The following is a 23,657-nucleotide window of genomic DNA, read 5'->3' as shown; positions in this document are numbered from 1 at the left end:
ACGCAGCAAAGGGAACAGCATGAAGAAGATCGGCTTTCTGTCCTTCGGCCACTGGTCGCCCGAACCCGGATCACAGGTCCGCACGGCCCAGGACGTGCTGCTGCAATCCATAGACCTGGCCATCGCTGCCGAGGAACTGGGCGCGGACGGCGCCTATTTCCGCGTCCATCACTTCGCCCGCCAGCTTGCCTCGCCCTTCCCGCTGCTGGCCGCCGTCGGCGCAAGGACCAGGCGGATCGAGATCGGCACCGGCGTGATCGACATGCGCTATGAAAACCCGCTCTACATGGTCGAGGACGCGGGCGCGGCCGACCTGATTTCCGGCGGACGCCTGCAGCTTGGCATCAGCCGGGGCAGCCCGGAACAGGTGATCGACGGCTGGCGATACTTCGGATATCAGCCGGCCGAGGGCGAGAGCGATCAGGACATGGCCCGCCGCCATACCGAGGTTTTCCTGCAGCAGCTTGAAGGCAAGGGCTTCGCCCGCCCGAACCCCCGCCCGATGTTCCCGAACCCGCCCGGCCTTCTTCGGCTGGAGCCGCATTCGCCGGGGCTGCGCGACCGCATCTGGTGGGGCTCGGCCTCCAACGCGACGGCGGAATGGGCGGCACAGATGGGGATGTACCTGCAAAGCTCGACCCTCAAGGTCGATGAGACAGGCGAGCCGTTCCACGTCCAGCAAGCCCGCCAGATCCGCACCTATCGCGAGGCATGGGCGGCTGCGGGCCATGACCGTGCCCCGCGCGTATCCGTCAGCCGGTCGATCTTCGCCCTGGTCAGCGACATGGACCGCCGCTTCTTCGGGCGCGGCGGCAAGGACAGCGACCAGATCGGCAATATCGACAACTATCGCGCCGTCTTCGGGCGCAGCTATGCCGACGAACCGGATCGCCTGATCGACCAGTTGCGGGAGGACGAGGCCATTGCCGAGGCCGATACCCTGCTGCTGACGGTCCCGAACATGCTGGGCGTCGATTACAACGTCCATGTCCTGGACAGCATCCTGCGCCATGTGGCCCCGGCGCTTGGCTGGCGCTAGCCCAGGCCGGTTTCCCGCAGGTAATGCCTGACCGCATCCGCCACATGGCGGAAGCGGTCGCCGCCCAGTTGCTTGCCGCCAAACCAGCGGGTCACGATGACCACATGGTCCCGCAATTCGGCGCGTTCCAGCATCTGCAGGATCAGCGCGCCCGCGCCCGCTTCCCCATCGTCGTCCTTGACCGGCCCATCGGCCAGGATCGCGGCCCAGCTGTTGTGGGTGGCCTTGGCGAACCGCTTGTTGCGCTTCAGTTCGGCCAGCAGGGCCTGGGCCTCGGCCCGCGTCGCGGCAGGCCCGCCCGCCACGGCATAGCGCGATCCTCGGTCCGAGATGATCTTGTCGAAGACCTGCATCCGCGGTTCAGGCGCCCCGCCGCCGCACATAGAGTTCCAGCCGGTGATGGACGATCTCGTATCCCATCTCGGCCGCGACCTCGGCCTGCAACCGTTCGATGCGGTCATTGGTGAACTCGACCACCTCGCCCGTGTCCACGTCGATCATGTGGTCGTGGTGCCGCTGGTCCGCAGCCTCCCACCGGGCCGGTTCGCCCTGGAATTCCAGCTTCTCGATGACCCCCTGGGTCTGCAACGTGGTCAATGTGCGGTAAACGGTCGCCAGCGACACCCCGGCCCCCGCGGCCTCGGCCCGGCGATGCAGTTCGGCGGCATCGGGATGATCCTCGCTGCCCGCGATCACCCGCAAAAGGGCCGCGCGCTGCCGCGTCACCCGCACCCCCGCCCGGCGCAGGGCCTGTTCCAACTGTAAGGCACGGCTTTCCATGGAACCTTCATGCCGCATCCCGCGTTCAGTTGCAACTAGTTCTCAACTATTGACAGATGAGAATCACTCGCACATAACTGCATCATGAAGTCATTCCTTGTTCTCGCCTTTGCCCTGGCCGCCCTTCCCGCCCATGCCGAGCGGATGAAGGTCGCCACCACCTTCACCATCATCGCGGACATGGCCCGCAATGTCGCAGGCGATGCGGCGGACGTGGAATCGATCACCAAGCCGGGGGCTGAGATTCACAACTATCAGCCCACCTCGGGCGATCTGATCCGCACGTCCGATGCCGATCTGGTCCTGGCGAACGGGCTGAACCTGGAAAGCTGGTTCCAGCAGTTCATCGACCAGATGGGCGATATCCCCGTCGCGGTCGTCAGCGACGGCGTCGAACCGATGTCGATCACGGGCGGCGATTACGACGGCAAGCCCAATCCCCATGCCTGGATGGCTTTGGACAGCGCGCTGATCTATGTGGACAACATTGCCGCCGCGATGGCGGGCGCCGATCCCGACAACGCCGCGGCCTATCGCGCGAATGCCGAAGCCTACAAGGCGCGGATCACCGACACCATCGCCCCCCTGCGCGATGCCGCCCGCGCCCTGCCCCAGGACCGCCGCTGGCTGGTCACCTCCGAGGGCGCGTTCTCCTATCTCGCCCGCGACTTCGGCCTGCGGGAACTCTACCTGTGGCCGATCAATGCGGACGCGCAGGGCACGCCCCAGCAGGTGCGCCATGTCATCGACGTGATGCGCGAAAACGATGTCCGTGTGATCTTTTCGGAATCCACCGTCTCCGACCGCCCTGCCCGCCGCGTCGCATCCGAAACCGGGGCGATCTATGGCGGCGTCCTTTACGTGGACAGCCTGTCCGAGGCTAGCGGCCCCGTCCCCACCTATCTGGACCTGCTGCGCGTGACATCGGAAACCATCGTGGATGGTCTGCGGAATGAATGACGGGATCGAGGTCCGGAACCTGACCGTTGCCTATTCCAACGGCGTCACTGCGCTGCGCGACGCCAGCTTCACCGTGCCACAAGGGTCCGTCACCGCCCTTGTCGGCGTCAACGGCGCGGGAAAATCAACGCTGTTCAAGGCGCTGATGGGCCTTCTTCCGCACAGTTCGGGCCAGGTCCGCATCATGGGCGGCACCGTCGAACAGGCCTTGGCAAGAAACCTCGTGGCCTATGTCCCCCAGGCCGAGGAGGTGGACTGGACCTTTCCCGTCCTGGTGGAAGACGTCGTGATGATGGGCCGATACGGCCATATGGGCTTTTTCCGCCGCGCCCGCCCCATCGACCGGCAGGCGGTGGACGCGGCCCTGGCCCGCGTCGGCATGACCGATTTCCGCCGGCGCCAGATCGGCGAACTGTCCGGCGGCCAGAAGAAACGCGTCTTCCTGGCCCGCGCCATCGCGCAAGAGGCGCGGGTGATCCTGCTGGACGAACCCTTCACCGGCGTGGACGTCAAGACCGAGGAGGCGATCATCGCCCTGCTCAAGGCCATGCGCGAGGAAGGGCGGGTGATGCTGGTCTCGACCCACGATCTCGGCTCGGTGCCGGAATATTGCGACCGGGTGGTGATGGTGAAGGGCACCGTCCTTGCCAGCGGCCCGACCGAGACGACCTTCACCCCCGAAAACCTGCGCCATGCCTTCGGCGGCGTCTTGCGCCACTTCGTCCTGGGGGGCGCGGCGCTGCACGACGACGCCGACCGGCGCAGCGTGGACGTGTTCACCGACGACGAACGGCCGCTGGTGTTCTATGACCAACGCGCGCGAAAGAAGGACGAATGACCCGCGCCCTTTCATTCTGGCAAAAATATCCCACGGGGGTGCGGGGGTGTGAAACCCCCGCTGGCGACGCCTGATGTGGGATGCCCTGCTGATCCCCTTCACCTACGGCTACATGGCGAACGCCATCTGGGTTTCGGCCCTGGTCGGCGGGGTCTGCGCCTTCCTGTCCGCCTACCTGATGCTGAAAGGGTGGAGTCTGATCGGCGACGCCTTGTCCCATTCCATCGTGCCTGGCGTCGCGGGCGCATACATGCTGGGCCTGCCCTTCGCCCTTGGCGCCTTCCTTTCGGGTGGCTTGGCCGCGCTGACCATGCTGTTCCTGAACAGCCGCACGGGATTGAAGGAGGACGCCATCATCGGCCTGATCTTCACCGGCTTCTTCGGGATCGGGCTGTTCATGATCTCTCTGAATCCGGTCTCGGTCGATCTTCAGGCGATCACCATGGGCAACATCCTGGCGATCACGCCCGCCGACACGCTGCAACTGGCGGTCATCGGCGGAGTATCCCTGGTGATCCTGCTGGCGAAGTGGCGCGACCTGATGGTGGTCTTCTTCGACGAAAGCCATGCGCGCACCATCGGGCTGCATCCGGGGCGGCTTCGGGTGCTGTTCTTCACGCTGCTGGCCGGATCGACGGTCGCCGCCATGCAGACCGTCGGCGCCTTCCTGGTCATCGCCATGGTCGTGACGCCGGGCGCCACGGCCTATCTGCTGACCGACCGCTTTCCGCGCCTGATCGCGCTGTCGGTGGCGATCGGCACGCTGACCTCGGCCATCGGCGCCTATGTCAGCTTCTTCCTGGACGGCGCGACGGGCGGCATCATCGTCGTGCTGCAAACCCTGATCTTCCTTGCGGCCTTCATTTTCGCCCCCCGCCACGGCCTGCTTGCCAGCCGCCGCCGCATCCGAAAGGTTACCCGATGACCTGGCTGACGGCGCCCTTCGCCTTCCCCTTCATGGTCGAGGCCATGCTGATCGCCGTCATGGTCAGCATCCCCGCGGCCCTTCTCAGTTGCTTTCTGGTCCTGCGCGGATGGGCGCTGATGGGCGACGGGATCAGCCATGCGGTGCTGCCGGGGATCGTGCTGGCCTATCTGGCGGGCATCCCCCTGCTGATCGGGGCCTTCGTGGCGGGGATGATCTGTGCGCTGTCGGCGGGCTGGCTGGATGCCAACAGCCGCATCAAGCCCGACACGACGCTTGGCGTGGTGATGGCCGGGATGTTCGGGCTTGGGCTGGTGATCTATACCCAATTCCCGACCGACGTTCATCTGGATCATATCCTGTTCGGCAACATCCTGGGGGTCGGGCCGGACGACTTCCTGTCGGCCGGCTCGATCTCGGCCGTGGTGGGGTTGGTCCTGGTGCTGAAATGGCGCGATTTCGCGCTGCTGGTCTTCGATCCGGTTCAGGCGCGGGTGGCCGGGCTGGCCGTTGGCTGGCTGCATTACGGGATGCTGGCGATGATCTCGGCCGTGGTGGTGGCGATGCTGTCGGCGGTGGGCATCATCCTGTCGGTGGCGCTGCTGATCGCGCCGGGGGCCATTGCCTTCCTGCTGACCCGTCGCCTGCAGGCGATGCTGGTCCTGTCGGTGGTCATCGGCGCAGGATGCAGCCTGGCAGGCATCTGGATCAGTTTCTGGCTGGACAGCGCGCCTGCCCCGACCATCGTGGTGGTCATGACCGCGCTGTTCACCCTGGTCTTCTTCTGGCGCCAGTTGACCGTCCGTCGCAGGCCCGCGGCCTAGGAAGACGGTCTGCGCTTCGCCCCAGGAAGCGCCTGATCGGCGGGCCGCCAACCCTGCTCAGCCCCCGCCGATGCCGGTCGTGACCTTGCCGGTGCCGCCGCATTCTGGGCATTCCTTGCCCTCGATCCGTCCGCTGCCTTCGCATTTGCGGCAGATGTTCTCGCCCGCGCCGGGGGTGCCGGGGGGAACGGCGTCGGGGTTTTCCTTCTCGGCCATAGCGTCCTCCTGCGTTTTCGCCTGTGGCTCAACCCCTTTCGGGGACACCCGTTCCCATGCCCTTGGTTGCACCACGCCGGACCAGCGGCTATCTGGAGGGACGGAACAGGACCAGAGGCCCCCATGATCGTCATCGTCGCCGCCATCATCGGTGCCATCCTGGGCTGGCGCCGCGCCGTCGGACTGGGCGGCACGGGACGCGACCGCGCGCAGTATGCGGCCGGCTTCGCCATCGCCTTCGCGGTCGTGGGCCTGTTTGCGACCGTCATCATCGACCGGATGATGTGATGTTCATTCCATTCCTCGACAGCCTGCGCCGGCAAGGGGTCCCGGTCTCGCTGCGGGAATGGCTGGACCTGATGGCCGGGATGCAGGCGGGTGTCGCAGGCTGGACGGTCGATGGCTTCTATCATCTGGCGCGTCTGGCCCTGGTCAAGGACGAGCGCCACATCGACCGCTTCGACCGGGCCTTCGCCGAGGCGTTCTCGGGCCTTGAAGCCATTCCGGTCGAGGCGCTTGTGACCGAACAGGCGATCCCCCGCGACTGGCTTGAGAAGCTGGCCGAAAAGCTGCTGACCGATGCCGAAAAGGCCCAAATCCAGGGCAGCGGCAGTTTCGAGGATCTGATGCGCAAACTGCGCGAAAGGCTGGCCGAACAGCAGGGGCGCCACCAAGGCGGCAGCAAGTGGATCGGCACGGGCGGCACCTCGCCCTTCGGCGCCTATGGCTACAACCCCGAAGGGGTGCGCATCGGCCAGGACGAATCCCGCCACCGCCGTGCGGTCAAGGTCTGGGACAAGCGTGAATTCCGCGACTTCGACGACAATGTCGAACTGGGCACCCGCAACATCAAGGTCGCGCTGAAGCGCCTGCGCCAATGGGCGCGGCATGGGGCGGCGGACGAACTGGACCTGCCCGCCACCATCCGCGCCACGGCAGATCACGGCTATATCGACGTGCAGACCCGGCCGGAACGGCGCAATGCCGTCAAGGTGCTGCTGTTTCTGGACGTGGGTGGGTCGATGGACGACCATATCCGCGTCGTGGACGAGTTGTTCTCGGCCGCGCGGGCCGAGTTCAAGCACATGGAGCATTTCTATTTCCACAACTGCCTTTACGAGGGCGTGTGGACCGACAACCGCCGCCGCTGGACCGAACAGACGCCGACCTGGGACGTGCTGCACCGCTTCGGGCGCGACTACAAATGCATCTTCGTGGGCGATGCGTCGATGTCGCCATATGAGATCGCGGTTCCCGGCGGGGCCAACGAACACTGGAACCCCGAGGCCGGAGAGGTCTGGCTGCGCCGCGCGGCCGAGACCTGGCCCGACCATGTCTGGCTGAACCCGGTCCCGCAGGCGCATTGGGGTTATACCCAGTCCATCGCCATGATCGGCCGAATCTTCGAAAACCGGATGATGCCCATGACGCTGGACGGGTTGACGCAGGCGATGCGGATCCTGGGCTGAACCTCTGGCGCGAGGGCCTGGACGGGACCATATTGGGCGCATGATGAAATACCTGCCGATCATCCTGCTGGTTCTGTATCTGGCCGCCATGTGGTTCTTTTCCCTGTACCGGCTGCGGCAGGAACTGAACCAGAAATCGACGCCGCTGAACCATCCCCGGCTGGTGCCGATGCTGGAACGGCTGGGCCGGGCCATGGACCTGCCGCCCGTGCGCGCCCATGTCTATGAGGTGGAACCCGTGAACGGGCTTGCCGCCCCCGACGGGCGCATCTTCCTGACCCGCGGCTTCATCCGCAAGCTGGACGCCGGAGAGGTCACGCCCGAGGAACTGGCCAGCGTCATCGCCCATGAACTGGGTCATGTGGCCCACGGCCATGCCCGGCGGCGGATGATCGACTTTGCGGGGCAGAACGCGATCCGCATGGCGCTTGCGGGCGTTCTGGGGCGCATCATCCCCGGCCTGGGCGCCTGGATCGCCGGACTGATCGCCACCGCCGTCGCCGCCCGCCTGTCGCGCGACGACGAATTCGAGGCGGACCGCTTCGCAAGCGCCCTGATGATCCGCGCGGGCCTGGGGACGGATCCGCAGATCTCGTTGTTCCGCAAGCTGGAACGCCTGACCGGCAATCGCGGGGGATCGGCCCCGGCCTGGCTGTTGTCGCATCCGCCAACGGCCAGGCGCATCGCCGCCATCCAGCAGAACCAGGCACGGTGGCAGCAAGGCTGAAGACCCTTGCAGCAACGGGCGGTTGTCTTATGCTGTCCTGACACAACCGAGACAGACGATGACGCGACCGTTCCGCCGCCGGGTGTTCTATGTGCCCGGCTTCGATCCCATGCCTCCGCGTCGCTACCGCGAACTCTATCGCCGCGAATCCCGAAGGCAGGCACAGGTCGGCGGCTTTGATCTGACGGTGGAAAAACCCGCCGGCGGGGCCGCTTTCGGCTGGCAGACCCGCGCCTGCTTCCCGGAGGGCATGGCCCAGGCGCAGGTCGAGGTTCTGGTCTGGTCCGACCTCGTGCAGGCGTCGATGCAGGGGGGCATCCTTGCGACCTATGCGCGGATGCTGCGGACGGCGTGGATCTATATCGCCTCGGGCGCGCTGCGGCGGCTGATGCGATTGCGGCGCGGGCCGGTTCTGGCGGCGCTCTATCCGGTCGCGGTGCTGGTGCTGCAACTTCTGGCCGCAGTCCTGCTGGCCATGCTGGCGGGATGGGGCGCGACGGCCCTGACGGGGCTGGAATGGCTTGGGATGGGCGCCGCGCTTGCAACTGGTTGGTGGGTGCTGGTCCTAGCGCGGTCCCAGGACCATCGCCTGTTTGCCCACTACCTGATGCAGGACTATGCCTTCACCGCCGGCCTGCACGGCGCCTATCCGCCCCAACTGGAACAACGGCTGGCGCAGTTCGCCGACCGCATTGCCCAGGCCCTGGCCGAAGATCTGGACGAGGTCCTGGTCGTCGGCCATTCCTCGGGCGCTTATCTGGCGGTCTCGGTCCTGGCGGACATGATCCGGCGGGGCGGACCGGCGTCGGATCGTCCGGCCTTGGCGCTTCTGACCCTGGGTCAGGTGGTGCCGATGGCCTCGTTCCTGCCCCGCGCGCATCGGCTGCGGGCCGACCTGGCCTTTCTGTCGGAACGCCCGGATCTGTTCTGGCTGGACGTCACCGCCCCCGGGGATCCCTGCAGCTTCGCCTTGTGCGATCCGGTCGCGGTGTCGGGGGTCGCGAGGCCTGGGCAGCGATGGCCGCTGGTCTTGTCGGCGGCCTTCACGCAGACCCTGTCGCCGCGTCAGCAGCGCGATCTGCGGTGGCGGTGGTTCCGGCTGCATCTGCAATATCTCTGCGCCTTCGACCGGCCGGGCGATTACGACTATTTCGCCATCACCGCCGGGCCGCGTCGGCTTGCCGACCGCTTCGCCGGGCGCCATCCCTCGCCGGGACGCATCGCCATTCCGGCCGGGCCGGGCCTGCCATGATCCCGCCCCGCCCCCAGACGACCGAGGGCCGGGGCAGCGTGCTTCGCTTTGCCCGCGCCTTTCGCCGCGACCTGCTGTCCGCCCTGCCTGAACGGCTGTATCGCGCCTGGATGGCCGAATTCCGCAGCCCGCTGGTCCACAGCTTCTTCTGCAACGATCCGGCCCTGGTACGCCTGATCCTGAAGGACCGGCCCCAGGATTTTCCCAAGTCGAACCGCCTTCGTACGGGCCTTGCGCCCTTGCTGGGGGCCTCGGTCTTCGTGACCAATGGACCGGAATGGGCTGCGCAGCGCCGCATCATCGACCCGGCCTTCGACGGCGGCAGGCTGCACGATACCTTGCCCGCCATCTTCGGTGCGGCCGATGCCATGGTCGCGCGGCTGAAGCCGGGCCCCCAGGACATCGAGCCAGAGGCCAGCCATGCCGCAGCCGACGTGATCTTCCGCGCGATGTTCTCGATGCCGATCGAGCACGAGACGGCGGAACGGGTCTTTGCCGCCTTTCGCGCGCACCAGGACGCGCAGCCGGTGGTCAACTGGGCCGCGCTGCTGCCTTGGCCCCGCTGGCTGCCGCATCTCCATTCCCGGCGCACGCGACGCACGGCGGGGGAAATCCGCAGCCTGATCGCCGGGCTGGTCAAGGGCCGGATGGACGCGATCCGCGTCGGCGGGGCGCCCGACGACCTGGCGACACGGATCATGACCACGCCTGATCCGCAGACCGGCCGCCGCTTTTCGGAAGCCGAGATGGTGGACCAGGTGGCGATCTTCTTCCTGGCCGGTCACGAAACAAGCGCCTCGGCGCTTGCCTGGGCGCTGTGGCTGCTGGCGGCCCATCCCGAATGGCAGAAGGCCGTCGCCGCCGAGGCAGCGTCCCTGACCCCCGATATGGCCGGGGTCAAGGCCCTGCGCACCACCCGCGCGGTGTTCCGAGAGGCGCTGCGGCTTTATCCCCCGGTCCCGATGATGGTCCGGCAGGCGGCGCGATCGGAAACGCTGCGCGGGCGCAGGGCGCCGCCCGGCGCGCAACTGGTCCTGTCGCCCTGGCATCTGCATCGCCATGTGCGCCTCTGGGACCGGCCGGATGAGTTCGATCCTGCCAGATGGCATCGCCCGGAAACCCAGAACAGCGCCCGCGACGCCTTTATCCCCTTTTCGGCAGGCCAGCGGGTCTGCCCCGGCGCGGGCCTTGCCATGGTCGAGGGCGTGGTCATGCTGGCCCGCATCGCCCAGGCCTTCCATCTTCGCCCCGGCCCCCGGCCCCCCACCCCGGTCGCACGCCTGACCGTCCGGGGACGCGACGGCATCACAATCCACCTGGCACCGCGCAATTCACCCGCTTGACATTCCCGGCGGCCGGGACAAAAAGAACGCCAGTGGGGCCGTAGCTCAGTTGGTAGAGCGCGTCGTTCGCAATGACGAGGCCAGGGGTTCGATTCCCCTCGGCTCCACCAATCTCCAAAACGATCTTCCAATCCTCCAGACCTTGCCAGCCGCAGGGTTCATTCGTGGCCGGGTTTCCAAACTGACCGATCCGCAGGCAGCGCGCACAGACCTTTTGCGCTTGCAGCAATCTTCGGCCCGAAAACGCGCGGTCACGATCCCTGCAGCTTGGCCCCGGCGCAAGACTCGGCCAGTCTGCACCCAAGGCCCGGCGCAATGGCGCGTCACTGGTCCGTTCGCAATGATGCGGCATTTCCTGAAAGCGTGACGGTTCGATCCGGTCCTGCGGGGCTGCGGGCCCCTGTCCTGTTCCTGCGGGTGGCGGGCTGCACCCCGTGGATGCACCCGTCCATCCGACCGTCCCGCGCCACCTTCCAACCCGCCTGAAGGGAAAAGCCATGAAAAAGAAACTTGTCGTCATCGGCGCCGGAATGGCCTCGGGGCGGATGCTGGAACACCTGCTCGGCGCCGCGCCCGACATCTTCGATGTGACCCTGTTCAACGCCGAGTCGCGCGGCAACTATGACCGGCTGATGCTGTCGCCGGTCCTGTCGGGCGAGAAGACCTATGAACAGATCGTCACCCATGACGATGCCTGGTATGCCGCCCACAACGTCGATTGCCGGTTCGGAGAGGCGGTGGTCAGGATCGACCGCAAGAACCGCGTGGTCTATTCGAACAGCGGCGGCGCGCCTTACGACGCCCTGGTCATCGCCACGGGGTCGGCGCCCTTCATCATCCCCGTTCCCGGCAGGGATCTGCACGGCGTCGTCACCTATCGCGACCTGGAGGACACGCGGGCCATGATGGACACCAGGGGCAAGGACGCGGTGGTCATCGGCGGCGGCCTGCTGGGGCTGGAGGCGGCGGCGGGCATGGCCGCGCGCGGCGCCCGCGTCACGGTGGTCCACCTGATGGGGCACCTGATGGAACGCCAGCTTGATCCGGCGGCGGGATACCTGCTGCAGAAGGATTTGGAACGGCGCGGCATCACGGTCCACTGCAAGGGCGCGACCAAGGCGATCCTGGGAACGGACCGGGCCGAGGCCGTGCTGCTGGAAGACGGCGCCGTCCATCCGGCCGACCTGGTCTGCATGGCCGTGGGCATCCGGCCCGAAACCCGCCTGGCCGTCGATGCGCATCTGGAGGTCGAGCGCGGGATCGTCGTGGATGACGCGATGCGGACCAGCGATCCCCACATCTTCGCGCTTGGCGAATGCGTGGAACATCGCGGCCAGGTCTTCGGGCTTGTTGCGCCGCTTTACGACCAGGCCAGGGTGCTGGCCCGGACCCTGCTGGACCAGGATGCCGCATTTGTCCCCGTCCAGACCGCCACCAAGCTGAAGGTGACGGGCTGCGACCTGTTCAGCGCGGGCGACTTCGCGGATGCGCCGGGGCGCGAGGATATCGTCTTCCGCGACCCAGGCCGAGGCATCTACAAGCGGCTGGTGCTGGAAGGCGACCGCATCGTCGGCGTGGTCATGTATGGCGACACCGCGGACGGCGCCTGGTTCCATGGGCTGATGAAGGACGGCACCGACATCGGCCCGATGCGCGACAGGCTGATCTTCGGCCCGGCCTTCCAGGGGGGCGGCGCCCCGGATCCGGTGGCGGCCGTCGCAGCCTTGCCGCCCGAGGCGGAAATCTGCGGCTGCAACGGCGTTTCCAAGGGCACGATCATGAACGCCGCCATGGGTGGGGCCTGCACGCTGGACCAGATGCGGGCCTGCACCAAGGCCAGCGCCTCCTGCGGGACCTGCACCGGGCTGGTCCAGCAGGTCATGGCCTTGGCCCTGGGCGACGCGGTGCAGGACGCCCCCATGGGCATGTGCAGATGCACCGACCACAGCCACGAGGACCTGCGCCGTCTGATCCGGGCAATGGGGTTGAAGTCGATCCCCGCCGTGATGCAGGAGCTTGGCTGGAAGACCGTGGGCGGCTGCCATTCCTGCCGACCCGCGCTGAACTACTATCTGCTGGCGGAATATCCGCTGGAATACCGCGACGACCGGCAGTCGCGCTTCGTCAACGAACGCAACCACGCCAATATCCAGAAGGACGGCACCTATTCGGTGGTCCCGCGCATGTGGGGCGGCGTCACCACGCCTGCCGAGTTGCGCGCGATTGCCGACGCGGCCGAAAAATACGGCGTGCCCATGGTCAAGGTCACGGGCGGCCAGCGGATCGACCTGCTGGGCGTCAGGAAGGAAGACCTGCCGCATATGTGGGCCGACCTGAACGCCGCCGGCATGGTGTCGGGCGCCGCCTATTCCAAGGGCCTGCGCACGGTGAAGACCTGCGTCGGCCAGGAATTCTGCCGCGTCGGCACGCAGGATTCGACGGGCCTTGGCATCAAGCTGGAAAAGCTGATGTGGGGGTCCTGGACGCCGCACAAGCTGAAGCTGGGCGTGTCCGGCTGCCCCCGCAATTGTGCCGAGGCCACCTGCAAGGACATCGGCGTGGTCTGCGTGGACAGCGGCTACAACATCGTGATCGGCGGCGCGGCGGGGATGGAGGTGCGCGAGACGGTGCCCCTCGCCTCGACCCCGTCGGAAGACGAGGCGATCCAGATCATCCTCGCCGTGACCCAGCTTTACCGCGAGAATGCCCGATACCTGGATCGCATCTGGAAATGGATGGACAAGGTCGGCCTTGGCTGGATCAAGGCGCAGGTCGTGGACGACATGGAAAACCGCCGCGCCTTGGTGGAACGGTTCGAGATCAGCCAGTCCGTCTATCGCCGCGACCCTTGGGCCGATCTCTCCACCCCATCCGAGACGCCCAAATGGGCGCCCCTTGCCGACCTGACGCTGGAGGCTGCGGAATGACCATCTTTGTCGATATCGGATCGCTTGACGACGTCCCGGCCCAAGGCGCGCGCGTGGTCAGGACCGCGCAGGGCTGCGTGGCCGTGTTCCGCACCGCCGACGACCGCGTCTTCGCGCTGGAGGATCGCTGCTCCCACAAGGGCGGGCCTTTGTCCGAAGGCATCGTCCACGGCACCTTTGTCACCTGTCCGCTGCACAACTGGGTCTTCGACATGAACACCGGCCAGGCCCAGGGCGCGGACGAAGGCCGGGTGCGGACCTTCGCCGCCAAGGTGCAGGAGGGCCGCATCCTGATCGAGGCCACCCTGCTTCGCCGCAGCGCCGCCTGAGGAGCGCCCAGGGCCATCCACCACTTTAGTCCTGCAACCCGCACGATCTGTCCTTGTTGCGGCCTGGGTTGCGGAGTTCTGTCACCGGATATCACACCCCAAGGCTGTCCCATGCTGCGAGTGCTGTTCACCGACCGCAGGCGGCCGGGCCATTCATTTGCGCCGATCCGTTGGACGGACGAGACACAGCGGCACCGGCGGCTGGAACGACCACCTTGCCACCAAAGCCATGGTGCAGACAAAATCGGCCGCCCGGCAAGGGCGGCCGTGAGGCATCAGCCCACCATGGCGTCCGGGGTTCGGACGGCGGCTTCGCGGCGGTTGCGCAACTCCTCGGCCACCAGGAAGGCCAGCTCCAGAGACTGGCTGGCGTTCAGGCGCGGATCGCAGGCGGTGTGGTAACGGTCCGACAGATCCTCGTCGGTGACCGCGCGGACGCCGCCGGTGCATTCGGTCACGTCCTGGCCCGTCATCTCGAAATGCACGCCGCCGGGGATCGTGCCTTCCGCCTTGTGGACGGCGAAGAACTCTCGCACCTCGCGCAGGATCGAATCAAAGGCCCGCGTCTTGTAGCCGGTCGAGGACTTGATGACGTTGCCGTGCATCGGGTCGCAGGACCAGACGACATTCGCGCCCTCGGACCGGACGGTCTGGATCAGGCGCGGCAGATGGTCGCCCACCTTGCCCGCCCCGAAGCGCGCGATCAGGGTCAGCCGGCCCGGCTCGTTCTGCGGGTTCAGCTTCTCCATCAGGACCTTGAGGTCTTCCGCCGTCGTGGTCGGGCCGCATTTCAACCCGATGGGGTTCTGCACGCCCCGGCAGAACTCGACATGGGCGCCATCCACCTGGCGGGTGCGGTCTCCGATCCAGATCATGTGGCCCGACCCGGCCACTGGCAGGCCGGTCGTCGAATCGACACGGGCCAGGGCTTCCTCATATTCCAGCAGCAAGGCTTCGTGGCTGGTGTAGAAATCGACCTTGGACAGTTGGTGCGCCGTGTCGGAATTCACGCCCGCCGCCTGCATGAAGGCCATGGCGTCGCTGATCCGGCCAGCGATGTCGCGGTACTTCGCCGCCTCGGGGCCGCCCACGAAATCGGCGATCCAGCTTTGGACGCGGTGCATGTCCGCAAAACCGCCGGTCGAGAATGCCCGCAGCAGGTTCAGGGACGCCGCCGCCTGCGTGTAAGCCGCCAGCATTCGCTGCGGATCGGGGATCCGCGCTTCGGGCGTGAAGTCGAAGCCGTTGATGATATCGCCGCGATAGCTGGGAAGCTCGACCCCGTTCATCACCTCGGTCGGGGCGCTGCGGGGCTTGGCGAACTGCCCCGCCATCCGGCCGACCTTGATCACCGGCATCTGCGCGCCCCAGGTCAGGACCACGGCCATCTGCAGCAGCACCTTGAAGGTGTCGCGGATGTTGTCGGCGCTGAATTCGGCAAAGCTTTCGGCGCAATCCCCGCCCTGCAGCAGGAAGGCGCGGCCTTCGGCCGCCTGGGCAAGCTGGGCCTTCAGGCGGCGCGCCTCTCCGGCAAAGACCAGGGGCGGATAGCGGCGCAACTGCGCTTCGACCGCGTTCAGGGCGGCCGGGTCGGTATATTCCGGCATCTGCACGCGTGGATAGGCGCGCCAACCGGCCTTGTCCCAGGACTGGGTGGCAACGGTCTTGCGGTTCTCCTGCGTCATGGCACGGACTCCTTGGAAAAATGATCGTGCAGGTATAGACGGGAATGATGCCGGGGGGAAGAAGGCGGATCCCCTTGCAGCGGTCGCAAATCCCTGATGATGTGTCGTGATCACGCGCGAAGACTGCCCCATGCCCTCCGAAAAACCCCGACGCTTCACGTTCCTGTTGCTGGACAGGTTCACCATGCTGCCGTTCACGGCCGCGATCGAACCGCTGCGGCTGGCCAACCGCGCCGCCGGGGGCGAACTTTATTCCTGGCGTCTGGTGGGCGCCGGCCGCGACTGGGCCACCTGCTCAAACGGCGCAAGGGTGGCCCTGGACGGCGGCCTGGATGCCGAGATTGTCCCCGAACGCGATGAAGTGGTCATCGTCTGCGGCGGCACCGACATCGCCCGCGAGGCGACCAGGCCCGTTCTGACCTGGCTGCGCAAACAGGCGCGCGGGGGCGCCAGCATGGGCGCGGTCTGCACCGGCGCCTGGATCCTGGCCGAGGCCGGGCTGCTGGACGGGCGCAAGGCCACGATCCATTGGGAAAACCACGATGGCTTCGCCGAGGCCTTTCCGCAGGTCGATCTGTATCGGTCGGTCTTCGTCAATGACGGGAACAGGCTGACGGCGGCGGGGGGCACGTCGTCCATCGACATGATGCTGCACCTGATCGCCGAGGCGCAGGGCGACGCCATCGCGACCGAAGTCGCGGACCAGATGCTGCACACCACGATCCGCACCAACCAGGACCGGCAGCGGCTGTCCATCCCGACCCGGATCGGCGTCCGCCACCCCCGCCTGGCCGCCGTGATCGCCCGCATGGAGGGCAACCTGGAAGACCCGATCAGCCCTGCCCGGCTGGCGGCGGATGCGGGCATGTCCACGCGGCAGTTGGAACGCCTGTTCCGCCGCTATCTGAACCGCAGCCCGAAACGCTATTACATGGAAACTCGGCTGGCCCGCGCGCGCAATCTTCTGATGCAGACCGAAATGTCGATCATCGAGGTTGCGCTGGCGTCCGGCTTTTCCAGCCCCTCGCATTTCTCGAAATGCTATCGCGCGCTTTACGGCAGCACGCCTTACCGGGAACGGGGCACCGGGGCTGCGCCGCAGGCATGAAAAACCCCGGCGCGGGCTGCCGCGCCGGGGTTTTCTTTCTTCAAGCCGGCCGCTTAGGCGGGCACGGTCGATTGATTCGGATCCAGCCCCACATGGGTGCCCAGGGCCTCCATGTCCGCCAGCAGCTTGACCGCGGCGGTGACGACATCCTCGCCCACCGAATCGCGCTTGCCTTCGACGGCCTGGCGACGACGACGAGCCTCGGCCATCATGTCGTTATAGACGGCCTGGGTCATTTCCTCGCGCGGGTGGCCGCGTTCGGCCAGCAGGCTGACCGAATCGGCGCTGATCTCGACAAATCCGCCGGTGACGGCGAATTCGGTCTGCGATCCGTCGGCCCCCACGACCGTGACAAGGCCGGGCCGCAGCGTGACGATGGTGGGCGCATGGCCGGGCATGGCGGTCAGATCGCCATCCGTGCCCGGCAGGCGCACCTCGCGCACGGGAACGGAGACAAGTCTCCGTTCCGGCGACACGAGGTCGAACTGCATGGTATCGGCCATTTCGCCCCCTTACGCGGCTTCTGCCGCCAGACGCTGGGCTTTCGCCTTCACGTCCTCGATATCGCCGACCATGTAGAAGGCGGCTTCGGGCAGGTGGTCGTATTCACCCGCGACCACGGCCTTGAAGGACGCGATGGTCTTTTCCAGCGGCACCTGGACGCCGTCGGAACCGGTGAACACCTTCGCCACGTCGAAGGGCTGCGACAGGAAGCGCTGGATCTTCCGGGCGCGGGCCACGGTCAGCTTGTCCTCCTCGGACAGTTCGTCCATGCCCAGGATGGCGATGATGTCCTGCAGCGACTTGTACTTCTGCAGGATGCCCTGGACGTCGCGGGCGACCTGGTAATGCTCCTCTCCGACGACGGCCGGATCGAGGATACGGCTGTTCGAATCCAGCGGGTCCACGGCCGGATAGATGCCCAGTTCCGAGATCGCGCGCGACAGCACGGTCGTGGCGTCCAGGTGGGCGAAGGTCGTGGCGGGCGCCGGGTCGGTCAGGTCGTCGGCCGGAACATAGACGGCCTGGATCGAGGTGATCGAGCCGTTCTTGGTCGAGGTGATGCGTTCCTGCATCGCGCCCATGTCGGTGGCCAGCGTCGGCTGGTAACCCACGGCGGATGGGATGCGGCCCAGCAGCGCCGACACTTCGGAACCGGCCTGCGTGAAGCGGAAGATGTTGTCCACGAAGAACAGAACGTCGGTGCCGGTGGCGTCGCGGAACTGCTCGGCCACGGTCAGGCCGGTCAGCGCGACGCGCATCCGCGCCCCGGGAGGCTCGTTCATCTGGCCGTAAACCAGGGCCACTTGGCTTTCCGCCAGGTTGTCCGGCTTGATGACGCCCGACTCCACCATCTCGTGGTAAAGGTCGTTGCCTTCGCGGGTGCGCTCACCCACGCCCGCGAACACGGAATAGCCCGAGTGCACCTTGGCGATGTTGTTGATCAGTTCCATGATCAGAACGGTCTTGCCCACGCCGGCGCCGCCGAACAGGCCGATCTTGCCGCCCTTGGAATAGGGGGCCAGCAGGTCGATGACCTTGATGCCCGTCACCAGGATTTCCGACGAGGTCGCCTGCTGGGCGAATTCCGGCGCCGGCTGGTGGATCGCGCGGCGTTCGCTGACGTTCAGCGGCTCGCCCTCGTCAACGGGCTCGCCCACGACGTTCAGGATGCGGCCCAGCGTCACGTCTCCGACCGGCACGGTGATCGGGCCGCCGGTGTCGCTCACGCGCTCGCCGCGGACCAGACCTTCGGTCGAGTCCATGGCGATGGTGCGGACGGTGTTCTCGCCAAGATGCTGGGCCACTTCCAGGACCAGCTTCTTGCCGTTGTTGGTGGTTTCAAGCGCGTTCAGAATCGCCGGCAGGTGATTGTCGAACTGCACGTCAACGACGGCGCCGATCACCTGCGTGATTTTACCAGTGGCCTCTGCCATGTGATTACCCCTACGTGTCAGAGCGCCTCGGCGCCCGAGATGATTTCGATGAGTTCCTTGGTGATCGCGGCCTGACGCGAGCGGTTGTACTCGGTCGTCAGACGGTCGATCATCTCGCCCGCGTTGCGCGTGGCGTTGTCCATGGCCGTCATCCGCGCGCCCTGTTCGGACGCGGCGTTTTCCAGAAGCGCCGCAAAGATCTGCGTCGCGACCGAACGCGGCAGCAGGTCGGCCAGAATGGCTTCCTCGCCGGGTTCGTAATCGTAAAGCGCCGAGGCTCCGCCAGCCGCCTCGCCTTCCGGCATCTCGGCGGGGATGATCTGGCGCGCGGTCGGAACCTGGCTGATCACCGATTCGAAGCGGTTGTAGAAGATCGTGGCGACATCGAAGTCGCCGGCCTCGAAGCGGTCCAGCACGTCGTCCGCGATGGCGCGGGCGTTGTCATAGCCGACGCGCTTGACCTCGGACATGTCGACATGGTTCACGAACAGGCTGCCGTATTCACGCTTCAGCTGTTCGCGGCCCTTCTTGCCGACGGTCATGATCGCGACTTCCTTGCCCTCGCCGCGCAGGCGGTCGGCGTGCTGCCGCGCCAGCTTGACGATGGTGCTGTTGAAGCCGCCGGCCAGACCGCGTTCCGAGGTCATCACGACCAGCAGATGCTTGCGGTCCGCACCCGTCCCCGCCAGCAGGCGCGGCGCGGATGCCGAACCGGCCGCATTCGCGGTCAGTCCGGCCATCACCGCCGCCATGCGGTCGGCATAGGGGCGCGCGGCTTCCGCCGCGTCCTGCGCGCGGCGCAGCTTCGCGGCGGCGACCATCTGCATCGCCTTCGTGATCTTCCGCGTGTTCTTGACGCTTCCGATCCGGTTCTTGAGATCCTTGAGACTGGGCATCTATTCCCCCTCTCAGGCGCGGGTCTTGTTGTATGCGTCCAGAGCAGCCTTGATCGCGTCTTCCAGATCGCCCGAAACCTTGCGGTCGTTGCGGGTCATGTCGTCCAGCAGGTCGGCCTTCTGGTTGCGCAGGAACTGGATCAGCCCGTCTTCCCAGGCAACGACGTCGCGCACCGGCACGTTGTCGATATAACCCTTGGTGCCGGCATAGATCACGATCACGATCTCGGCGTTGGTCAGCGGACGATACTGCGGCTGCTTCATCAGTTCCGTCAGGCGCGAACCGCGGTTCAGCAGGCGCTGGGTCGCGGCGTCGAGGTCGGACCCGAACTGGGCGAAGGCCGCCATCTCGCGGTACTGGGCCAGCTCCAGCTTGACCGGACCGGCGACCGACTTCATCGCCTTGGTCTGGGCGGCAGAACCCACGCGGGACACGGACAGACCGGTGTTCACGGCAGGGCGGATGCCCTGGAAGAACAGTTCCGTTTCCAGGAAGATCTGGCCGTCGGTGATCGAGATCACGTTGGTCGGGATATAGGCCGACACGTCGCCCGCCTGCGTCTCGATGATCGGCAGCGCGGTCAGCGAGCCTGCGCCATTGGCCTCGTTCAGCTTGGCCGAACGCTCCAGCAGGCGCGAGTGCAGATAGAACACGTCGCCCGGATAGGCTTCGCGGCCGGGCGGACGGCGCAGCAGCAGCGACATCTGGCGGTAAGCCACGGCCTGCTTGGACAGGTCGTCATAGATGATCAGCGCGTCCATGCCGTTGTCGCGGAAGTATTCGCCGATCGCGGTGCCCGAATAGGGCGCCAGGAACTGCATCGGCGCGGGGTCGGACGCGGTCGCGGCCACCACGGTCGTATAGGCCATGGCGCCGGTTTCTTCCAGCTTCTTGACCAGCTGGGCGACGGTCGAACGCTTCTGACCCACGGCGACATAGATACAGTGCAGGGTCTTCATGCCCTCGGCCTCGCGGCCGTTGTAGTTCTGCTGGTTCAGGATCGTGTCCAGAACGATGGCGGTCTTGCCGGTCTGGCGGTCGCCGATGATCAGTTCGCGCTGGCCCCGGCCAACGGGGATCATGGCGTCAACCGACTTCAGGCCGGTCGCCATCGGCTCGTGCACCGACTTGCGCGGCATGATGCCCGGCGCCTTGACGTCGGCGATGCGACGCTCGGTGAACTCGATCGGGCCCTTGCCGTCGATCGGGTTGCCAAGCGCGTCCACGACGCGGCCCAGAAGGCCCTTGCCGACCGGCACGTCCACGATGGAGCGGGTGCGCTTGACGGTGTCGCCTTCCTTGATGTCGCGGTCGTCGCCGAAGATCACGATGCCGACGTTGTCGGTTTCGAGGTTCAGCACCATGCCCCGGACGCCGCCCGGGAATTCCACCATCTCGCCGGCCTGCACCTTGTCGAGGCCATAGACGCGGGCGATGCCGTCACCGACGGACAGCACCTGGCCCACTTCGGCCACTTCGGCTTCCTGACCGAAATTCCTGATCTGATCCTTGAGGATGGCCGAGATCTCGGCTGCCTGGATTCCCATTATCCGACCTCTTTCATAGCATTCTGGAGGGAAGCGAGCTTCGAGCGGATCGAACTGTCGATCATCTGCGAGCCCAGCTTGACAATCATGCCGCCGATAAGAGCCTCATCGACGCGGGTGTTCAGTTTCACTTTCTTGCCCGACTTCTGCGCCAAGGTATCGCGCAGGCGGGCCTGCTGGTCGTCGGTCAGCGCAACGGCGCTCGTCACCTCGGCCGTCACCTCGCCGCGTTCTGCGGCGATCAGCGCCTGCAACTGGCGCACCAACTGCGGCAGCACGAACAGGCGGCGGTTCTTCGACATCAGCTGCAGCGTGTTGGCCAGGACCGGCGAAAATCCCATCTTCTGCGCCAGGGCACCGATGGCGCGGGCCTGGTCGTCACGGGTATAGATGGGAGAGCTGATCAGGGCGCGCAAGTCGGCGCTGTCATGCAGCGCGGCGCCCAGATCCTCGGTCTGCTGGGCCAGGGCGTCCAGGCCCCCGTCTTCCTTGACGATGTCGAAGACGGCCTGCGCATAGCGCCCGGCGATGCTCTGGGACATGGAAACAGAGTTGGCCACGGTCATCCTTTACGGTTTGCGCAAGCCCCACTGGCGGGCCGGTTTGCTGCCGGTCTGTCGCGGGGTGCGGGTCGCAGTCGCACGGCTTATGGAGGGCCGTTCGGAAATCTGCGGCGTCTCTAGCAGGTGATTGCGGGCCGGGCAACCGGATAGCGCATGGAAATAAGAGGCTTGCGGGCTAACGATCCTCAGCCCGCGGAACGGTGCGCAAAACACCCCGTCCCGCATCGTGGCAAGACCGGAACAGGCCCCGCTTCCCTGGACGCAGGGGGAACCGTTTCCGCAAATGGGCCGGAAAAAACCCGGCATGCGTGACCCGCGGACGCAGTGCACGCATGCCGGGCGCAACCGAGCACTGTACAGAGGACGGCTTGACCGTCCTGCCGATACCAGGACCGACCGGACGGACGGACACAAAAGTAGGCTACCAGTTACGACTTTAGGCTATATGCGAAACCGGTGACGGCCGTCAGTTCACCTTATGGACAGGTTTCTTCGCGATTCGACCCGGGGGCACGCCCTCTCTTCTGCAGATGGTGCAAGTTTCGGCCCAGCGGCGCACGGGCCGGGCGGGGGCCGACGACCCCGTCCAGAATCTCCAGCGGGCTTGGCACATGGACACGCAGTTCCGGGCCGATGGGCGCGCGGACCTGCTTTGACAGTTCGGTCAGCACGACGCCGGCGATCAGCACGCGGCTGATCCGCATGCCGGTGCGTTCCCACATCTGCGCGCTGCCCAGCCAGAACCGCCGGTCCGAGGGCGGGATATACACCGCCGATCCGTGCCATTCCGGGACAAAGCCCGCGCGCCGGGCCTGGGTCTCGATCTGTCCGGTCGTATAGCTGCGCCCCAGGCCGAAGGGCGTGCGGTCTGATGCCGCCCACAAGCCCGCGCGGTTCGGCACCATCGCCATGACCCGCCCGCCGGGTCCAAGGACGCGCCAGGCCTCGGCCAGCAGGGCGGCGGGATCGTCGCTGGTCTCCAGCCCGTGCAGGATCACCAGCCGGTCCACGCTTCCGGTTTCCAGCGGCCAGGCCGTCTCGTCGCACAGGACGCTGTGGTTGGGCATCCCGGCAGGCCAGGCCATCACCCCCTGCGGCCCCGGCATCAAGGCCGTGACCCGCCGCGCCGTGGGCAGATAGGGACGCAGCATCGGCGCGGCAAAGCCGAAGCCCGCCACGTTCATGCCGGTGCAGCCTGCCGGCTGCCAGCGGGACACCAGCCGGTCGCGCAGGATGCGCTGCACCACGCGCCCCAGTGACCGCTGGTAATAGAACTGGCGAAGGTCGGCGATATCGTGGTGCATTGCGCCCCGGCCCGGCTTTTGACAGGCTTGACCACATCACAGGAAAAGGACTTTGCCAATGCCGCTGGAACTGGTCACGCTGCGCTGCCTGAAGGACAACTATGCCTATTTGCTGCATGGCGACGAGGGCACCGTCCTGATCGACGCCCCCGAGGCCGCGCCGATCCTGCAGGAACTGGCGGCGCGCGACTGGGGCCTGTCGGCGATCCTGCTGACCCATCACCATTCGGACCATGTGGATGGCGTGGCCGAGATCGTGAAGCAAACCGGCGCCATGGTGATCGGCGCCGCCGCCGACGCCCATCGCCTGCCCCCGCTGGATCTGCGGATCACGCCCGGCGAGCCGCTGGAAGCCCTGGGCGAGCCGGTGAAGATCCTCGACGTGTCCGGCCATACGGTCGGTCATGTCGCCTTTCATTTTCCGCAATCGGGCTTTGCCTTCACCGCCGACAGCCTGATGGCCCTGGGATGCGGCCGCCTGTTCGAAGGGACGCCGCAGATGATGTGGGACAGCCTGGCGCGGCTGAACGCCCTGCCGGCAGACACCTTGATCTGTTCGGGCCACGATTACTGCGCGGGCAACGGCGCCTTCGCCCTGTCGGTCGATCCCGACAACCAAGCCCTGCGCGACCGCCTGGACACCGTCCAGCGCGCCCGGATGCCCTGCGCCCCTGCCCCCCTGTCGCTTGAGCGCGAGACGAATCCGTTCCTGCGTGTGGCGGCCCTGCGCACGGGGCTGGGGATGGAAGATGCCTCGGATGCCAAGGTCTTCGCGAAGCTCCGCGCGATGAAGGACGCATTCTGACCGGCAAGTGAAAATCGACATGCAGGGGCTGGCGCTTGAAATCCGCACCATGGCGCATCACATTTGCCTCAACCGTGGGAAAACCGTGGCATCGGCTAAAAATACCACTTGATGCCGCCCGAATTCCACCAAATCTTAACTGTATCGTGACAGTCTGGGCAGGTGGGCCTCAAGATATGCCC

24 protein-coding genes and 1 tRNA gene are annotated in these 23,657 nt (G+C 66.4%); 15 read left to right on the top strand and 10 right to left on the bottom strand.

Annotation, left to right across the window (positions count from 1 at the left end):
* Positions 1-19: 19 nt before the first annotated feature.
* Positions 20-1,039, top strand: a complete 1,020-nt coding sequence (locus IEX25_RS07510) for an LLM class flavin-dependent oxidoreductase (protein WP_103173689.1) — start codon at positions 20-22, stop codon at positions 1,037-1,039.
* Here the strand turns inward: IEX25_RS07510 and IEX25_RS07505 are convergent.
* Together IEX25_RS07505 and IEX25_RS07500 are read right to left on the bottom strand one after the other, a co-directional pair.
* On the bottom strand, positions 1,036-1,392 hold the full coding sequence (locus IEX25_RS07505; protein WP_103173720.1) for a YigZ family protein: 357 nt from the start codon (positions 1,390-1,392) through the stop codon (positions 1,036-1,038). The two genes, IEX25_RS07510 and IEX25_RS07505, sit on opposite strands and share 4 nt — an antisense overlap.
* Before the next feature lie 7 nt (positions 1,393-1,399).
* Positions 1,400-1,819: a Fur family transcriptional regulator gene (locus IEX25_RS07500; RefSeq protein ID WP_103173688.1), complete on the bottom strand. Its 420-nt coding sequence runs from the start codon at positions 1,817-1,819 to the stop codon at positions 1,400-1,402.
* Positions 1,820-1,903: 84 nt separating this feature from the next.
* On the opposite strand from IEX25_RS07500, the gene IEX25_RS07495 reads away from it, so the two are divergent.
* The 4 genes from IEX25_RS07495 to IEX25_RS07480 all read left to right on the top strand — a co-directional run bounded on the left by IEX25_RS07495 (position 1,904) and on the right by IEX25_RS07480 (position 5,366).
* The gene (locus IEX25_RS07495) at positions 1,904-2,779 is read left to right on the top strand and encodes a metal ABC transporter substrate-binding protein (protein ID WP_103173687.1); all 876 of its coding nucleotides are present in this window, start codon (positions 1,904-1,906) and stop codon (positions 2,777-2,779) included.
* Complete coding sequence (locus IEX25_RS07490) at positions 2,772-3,617, top strand: manganese/iron ABC transporter ATP-binding protein (RefSeq protein ID WP_188714660.1); 846 nt, start codon at positions 2,772-2,774, stop codon at positions 3,615-3,617. Before IEX25_RS07495 ends, IEX25_RS07490 begins: the two co-directional genes overlap by 8 nt.
* Positions 3,618-3,690: 73 nt before the next feature.
* Positions 3,691-4,542 (top strand): metal ABC transporter permease, encoded by an 852-nt coding sequence (locus tag IEX25_RS07485; protein WP_103173685.1) that lies wholly within the window; start codon positions 3,691-3,693, stop codon positions 4,540-4,542.
* Positions 4,539-5,366, top strand: coding sequence for a metal ABC transporter permease (locus IEX25_RS07480; protein WP_103173684.1), 828 nt, complete (start codon positions 4,539-4,541; stop codon positions 5,364-5,366). Before IEX25_RS07485 ends, IEX25_RS07480 begins: the two co-directional genes overlap by 4 nt.
* A 57-nt stretch (positions 5,367-5,423) precedes the next feature.
* Here the strand turns inward: IEX25_RS07480 and IEX25_RS07475 are convergent, their stop codons facing one another.
* Positions 5,424-5,582 (bottom strand): hypothetical protein, encoded by a 159-nt coding sequence (locus tag IEX25_RS07475; RefSeq protein WP_188714659.1) that lies wholly within the window; start codon positions 5,580-5,582, stop codon positions 5,424-5,426.
* A 123-nt stretch (positions 5,583-5,705) separates the two neighbouring features.
* Between IEX25_RS07475 and IEX25_RS07470 the strand changes: the two genes are divergently transcribed.
* From IEX25_RS07470 to nirD, 8 genes are all read left to right on the top strand, one after another.
* Positions 5,706-5,870 carry a hypothetical protein gene (locus IEX25_RS07470; RefSeq protein WP_188714658.1) on the top strand — a complete coding sequence of 55 codons (165 nt, stop codon included), beginning with the start codon at positions 5,706-5,708 and terminating at the stop codon, positions 5,868-5,870.
* A complete protein-coding gene (locus IEX25_RS07465) occupies positions 5,870-7,051 on the top strand; it encodes a vWA domain-containing protein (protein WP_103173683.1) in 1,182 nt (393 codons plus the stop codon). The genes IEX25_RS07470 and IEX25_RS07465 overlap by 1 nt, the downstream gene beginning before the upstream one ends.
* A 40-nt stretch (positions 7,052-7,091) precedes the next feature.
* A complete protein-coding gene (locus tag IEX25_RS07460) occupies positions 7,092-7,778 on the top strand; it encodes a M48 family metallopeptidase (RefSeq protein ID WP_103173682.1) in 687 nt (228 codons plus the stop codon).
* Positions 7,779-7,836: 58 nt separating this feature from the next.
* Positions 7,837-9,030 carry a hypothetical protein gene (locus IEX25_RS07455; RefSeq protein ID WP_188714657.1) on the top strand — a complete coding sequence of 398 codons (1,194 nt, stop codon included), beginning with the start codon at positions 7,837-7,839 and terminating at the stop codon, positions 9,028-9,030.
* Entirely contained in the window at positions 9,027-10,373 is a 1,347-nt protein-coding gene (locus IEX25_RS07450) for a cytochrome P450 (protein WP_103173680.1), read from the top strand. Before IEX25_RS07455 ends, IEX25_RS07450 begins: the two co-directional genes overlap by 4 nt.
* A 34-nt stretch (positions 10,374-10,407) precedes the next feature.
* Positions 10,408-10,483, top strand: a tRNA-Ala gene (locus IEX25_RS07445).
* A gap of 387 nt (positions 10,484-10,870) precedes the next feature.
* Positions 10,871-13,300: a nitrite reductase large subunit NirB gene (gene nirB / locus IEX25_RS07440; protein ID WP_188714656.1), complete on the top strand. Its 2,430-nt coding sequence runs from the start codon at positions 10,871-10,873 to the stop codon at positions 13,298-13,300.
* Positions 13,297-13,629, top strand: a complete 333-nt coding sequence (gene nirD, locus IEX25_RS07435) for a nitrite reductase small subunit NirD (RefSeq protein WP_188714655.1) — start codon at positions 13,297-13,299, stop codon at positions 13,627-13,629. Before nirB ends, nirD begins: the two co-directional genes overlap by 4 nt.
* Positions 13,630-13,904: 275 nt before the next feature.
* Here the strand turns inward: nirD and IEX25_RS07430 are convergent, their stop codons facing one another.
* The gene (locus IEX25_RS07430) at positions 13,905-15,314 is read right to left on the bottom strand and encodes a class II 3-deoxy-7-phosphoheptulonate synthase (protein ID WP_103173998.1); all 1,410 of its coding nucleotides are present in this window, start codon (positions 15,312-15,314) and stop codon (positions 13,905-13,907) included.
* A 130-nt stretch (positions 15,315-15,444) separates the two neighbouring features.
* On the opposite strand from IEX25_RS07430, the gene IEX25_RS07425 reads away from it, so the two are divergent.
* Positions 15,445-16,422 (top strand): GlxA family transcriptional regulator, encoded by a 978-nt coding sequence (locus IEX25_RS07425; protein WP_103173999.1) that lies wholly within the window; start codon positions 15,445-15,447, stop codon positions 16,420-16,422.
* Positions 16,423-16,475: 53 nt separating this feature from the next.
* Here IEX25_RS07425 and IEX25_RS07420 read toward each other — a convergent pair whose 3' ends face one another.
* The 6 genes from IEX25_RS07420 to IEX25_RS07395 all read right to left on the bottom strand — a co-directional run bounded on the left by IEX25_RS07420 (position 16,476) and on the right by IEX25_RS07395 (position 22,670).
* Positions 16,476-16,925: a F0F1 ATP synthase subunit epsilon gene (locus IEX25_RS07420; RefSeq protein ID WP_103174000.1), complete on the bottom strand. Its 450-nt coding sequence runs from the start codon at positions 16,923-16,925 to the stop codon at positions 16,476-16,478.
* Between the two features lie 9 nt (positions 16,926-16,934).
* The gene (atpD, locus tag IEX25_RS07415; protein ID WP_103174001.1) at positions 16,935-18,359 is read right to left on the bottom strand and encodes a F0F1 ATP synthase subunit beta; all 1,425 of its coding nucleotides are present in this window, start codon (positions 18,357-18,359) and stop codon (positions 16,935-16,937) included.
* Between the two features lie 17 nt (positions 18,360-18,376).
* Positions 18,377-19,255, bottom strand: coding sequence for a F0F1 ATP synthase subunit gamma (locus IEX25_RS07410; RefSeq protein ID WP_103174002.1), 879 nt, complete (start codon positions 19,253-19,255; stop codon positions 18,377-18,379).
* A 12-nt stretch (positions 19,256-19,267) separates the two neighbouring features.
* A complete protein-coding gene (atpA, locus tag IEX25_RS07405) occupies positions 19,268-20,803 on the bottom strand; it encodes a F0F1 ATP synthase subunit alpha (protein WP_103174003.1) in 1,536 nt (511 codons plus the stop codon).
* A complete protein-coding gene (locus IEX25_RS07400; protein WP_188714654.1) occupies positions 20,803-21,363 on the bottom strand; it encodes a F0F1 ATP synthase subunit delta in 561 nt (186 codons plus the stop codon). Before IEX25_RS07400 ends, atpA begins: the two co-directional genes overlap by 1 nt.
* A 479-nt stretch (positions 21,364-21,842) precedes the next feature.
* On the bottom strand, positions 21,843-22,670 hold the full coding sequence (locus tag IEX25_RS07395; protein WP_103174005.1) for a methyltransferase domain-containing protein: 828 nt from the start codon (positions 22,668-22,670) through the stop codon (positions 21,843-21,845).
* A gap of 58 nt (positions 22,671-22,728) precedes the next feature.
* Between IEX25_RS07395 and gloB the strand changes: the two genes are divergently transcribed.
* Positions 22,729-23,475, top strand: coding sequence for a hydroxyacylglutathione hydrolase (gene gloB, locus IEX25_RS07390; protein WP_103174006.1), 747 nt, complete (start codon positions 22,729-22,731; stop codon positions 23,473-23,475).
* The last annotated feature ends 182 nt before the right edge of the window (positions 23,476-23,657 follow it).

The sequence above is a fragment of the Paracoccus acridae genome (assembly GCF_014642735.1).
GTDB lineage: Bacteria > Pseudomonadota > Alphaproteobacteria > Rhodobacterales > Rhodobacteraceae > Paracoccus > Paracoccus acridae.
Note: the sequence above shows the minus strand (reverse complement) of the source record. Positions and strands in the feature narration are given on the sequence as shown.

What these genes read in the sequence shown, in the direction of transcription:
- IEX25_RS07510 (WP_103173689.1), top strand. Translation starts at nt 20, where the DNA reads ATGAAGAAGATCGGCTTTCTGTCCTTCGGCCACTGGTCGCCCGAACCC.
- IEX25_RS07505 (WP_103173720.1), bottom strand. Translation starts at nt 1,392, where the DNA reads ATGCAGGTCTTCGACAAGATCATCTCGGACCGAGGATCGCGCTATGCC.
- IEX25_RS07500 (WP_103173688.1), bottom strand. Translation starts at nt 1,819, where the DNA reads ATGGAAAGCCGTGCCTTACAGTTGGAACAGGCCCTGCGCCGGGCGGGG.
- IEX25_RS07495 (WP_103173687.1), top strand. Translation starts at nt 1,904, where the DNA reads ATGAAGTCATTCCTTGTTCTCGCCTTTGCCCTGGCCGCCCTTCCCGCC.
- IEX25_RS07490 (WP_188714660.1), top strand. Translation starts at nt 2,772, where the DNA reads ATGAATGACGGGATCGAGGTCCGGAACCTGACCGTTGCCTATTCCAAC.
- IEX25_RS07485 (WP_103173685.1), top strand. Translation starts at nt 3,691, where the DNA reads ATGTGGGATGCCCTGCTGATCCCCTTCACCTACGGCTACATGGCGAAC.
- IEX25_RS07480 (WP_103173684.1), top strand. Translation starts at nt 4,539, where the DNA reads ATGACCTGGCTGACGGCGCCCTTCGCCTTCCCCTTCATGGTCGAGGCC.
- IEX25_RS07475 (WP_188714659.1), bottom strand. Translation starts at nt 5,582, where the DNA reads ATGGCCGAGAAGGAAAACCCCGACGCCGTTCCCCCCGGCACCCCCGGC.
- IEX25_RS07470 (WP_188714658.1), top strand. Translation starts at nt 5,706, where the DNA reads ATGATCGTCATCGTCGCCGCCATCATCGGTGCCATCCTGGGCTGGCGC.
- IEX25_RS07465 (WP_103173683.1), top strand. Translation starts at nt 5,870, where the DNA reads ATGTTCATTCCATTCCTCGACAGCCTGCGCCGGCAAGGGGTCCCGGTC.
- IEX25_RS07460 (WP_103173682.1), top strand. Translation starts at nt 7,092, where the DNA reads ATGATGAAATACCTGCCGATCATCCTGCTGGTTCTGTATCTGGCCGCC.
- IEX25_RS07455 (WP_188714657.1), top strand. Translation starts at nt 7,837, where the DNA reads ATGACGCGACCGTTCCGCCGCCGGGTGTTCTATGTGCCCGGCTTCGAT.
- IEX25_RS07450 (WP_103173680.1), top strand. Translation starts at nt 9,027, where the DNA reads ATGATCCCGCCCCGCCCCCAGACGACCGAGGGCCGGGGCAGCGTGCTT.
- nirB (WP_188714656.1), top strand. Translation starts at nt 10,871, where the DNA reads ATGAAAAAGAAACTTGTCGTCATCGGCGCCGGAATGGCCTCGGGGCGG.
- nirD (WP_188714655.1), top strand. Translation starts at nt 13,297, where the DNA reads ATGACCATCTTTGTCGATATCGGATCGCTTGACGACGTCCCGGCCCAA.
- IEX25_RS07430 (WP_103173998.1), bottom strand. Translation starts at nt 15,314, where the DNA reads ATGACGCAGGAGAACCGCAAGACCGTTGCCACCCAGTCCTGGGACAAG.
- IEX25_RS07425 (WP_103173999.1), top strand. Translation starts at nt 15,445, where the DNA reads ATGCCCTCCGAAAAACCCCGACGCTTCACGTTCCTGTTGCTGGACAGG.
- IEX25_RS07420 (WP_103174000.1), bottom strand. Translation starts at nt 16,925, where the DNA reads ATGGCCGATACCATGCAGTTCGACCTCGTGTCGCCGGAACGGAGACTT.
- atpD (WP_103174001.1), bottom strand. Translation starts at nt 18,359, where the DNA reads ATGGCAGAGGCCACTGGTAAAATCACGCAGGTGATCGGCGCCGTCGTT.
- IEX25_RS07410 (WP_103174002.1), bottom strand. Translation starts at nt 19,255, where the DNA reads ATGCCCAGTCTCAAGGATCTCAAGAACCGGATCGGAAGCGTCAAGAAC.
- atpA (WP_103174003.1), bottom strand. Translation starts at nt 20,803, where the DNA reads ATGGGAATCCAGGCAGCCGAGATCTCGGCCATCCTCAAGGATCAGATC.
- IEX25_RS07395 (WP_103174005.1), bottom strand. Translation starts at nt 22,670, where the DNA reads ATGCACCACGATATCGCCGACCTTCGCCAGTTCTATTACCAGCGGTCA.
- gloB (WP_103174006.1), top strand. Translation starts at nt 22,729, where the DNA reads ATGCCGCTGGAACTGGTCACGCTGCGCTGCCTGAAGGACAACTATGCC.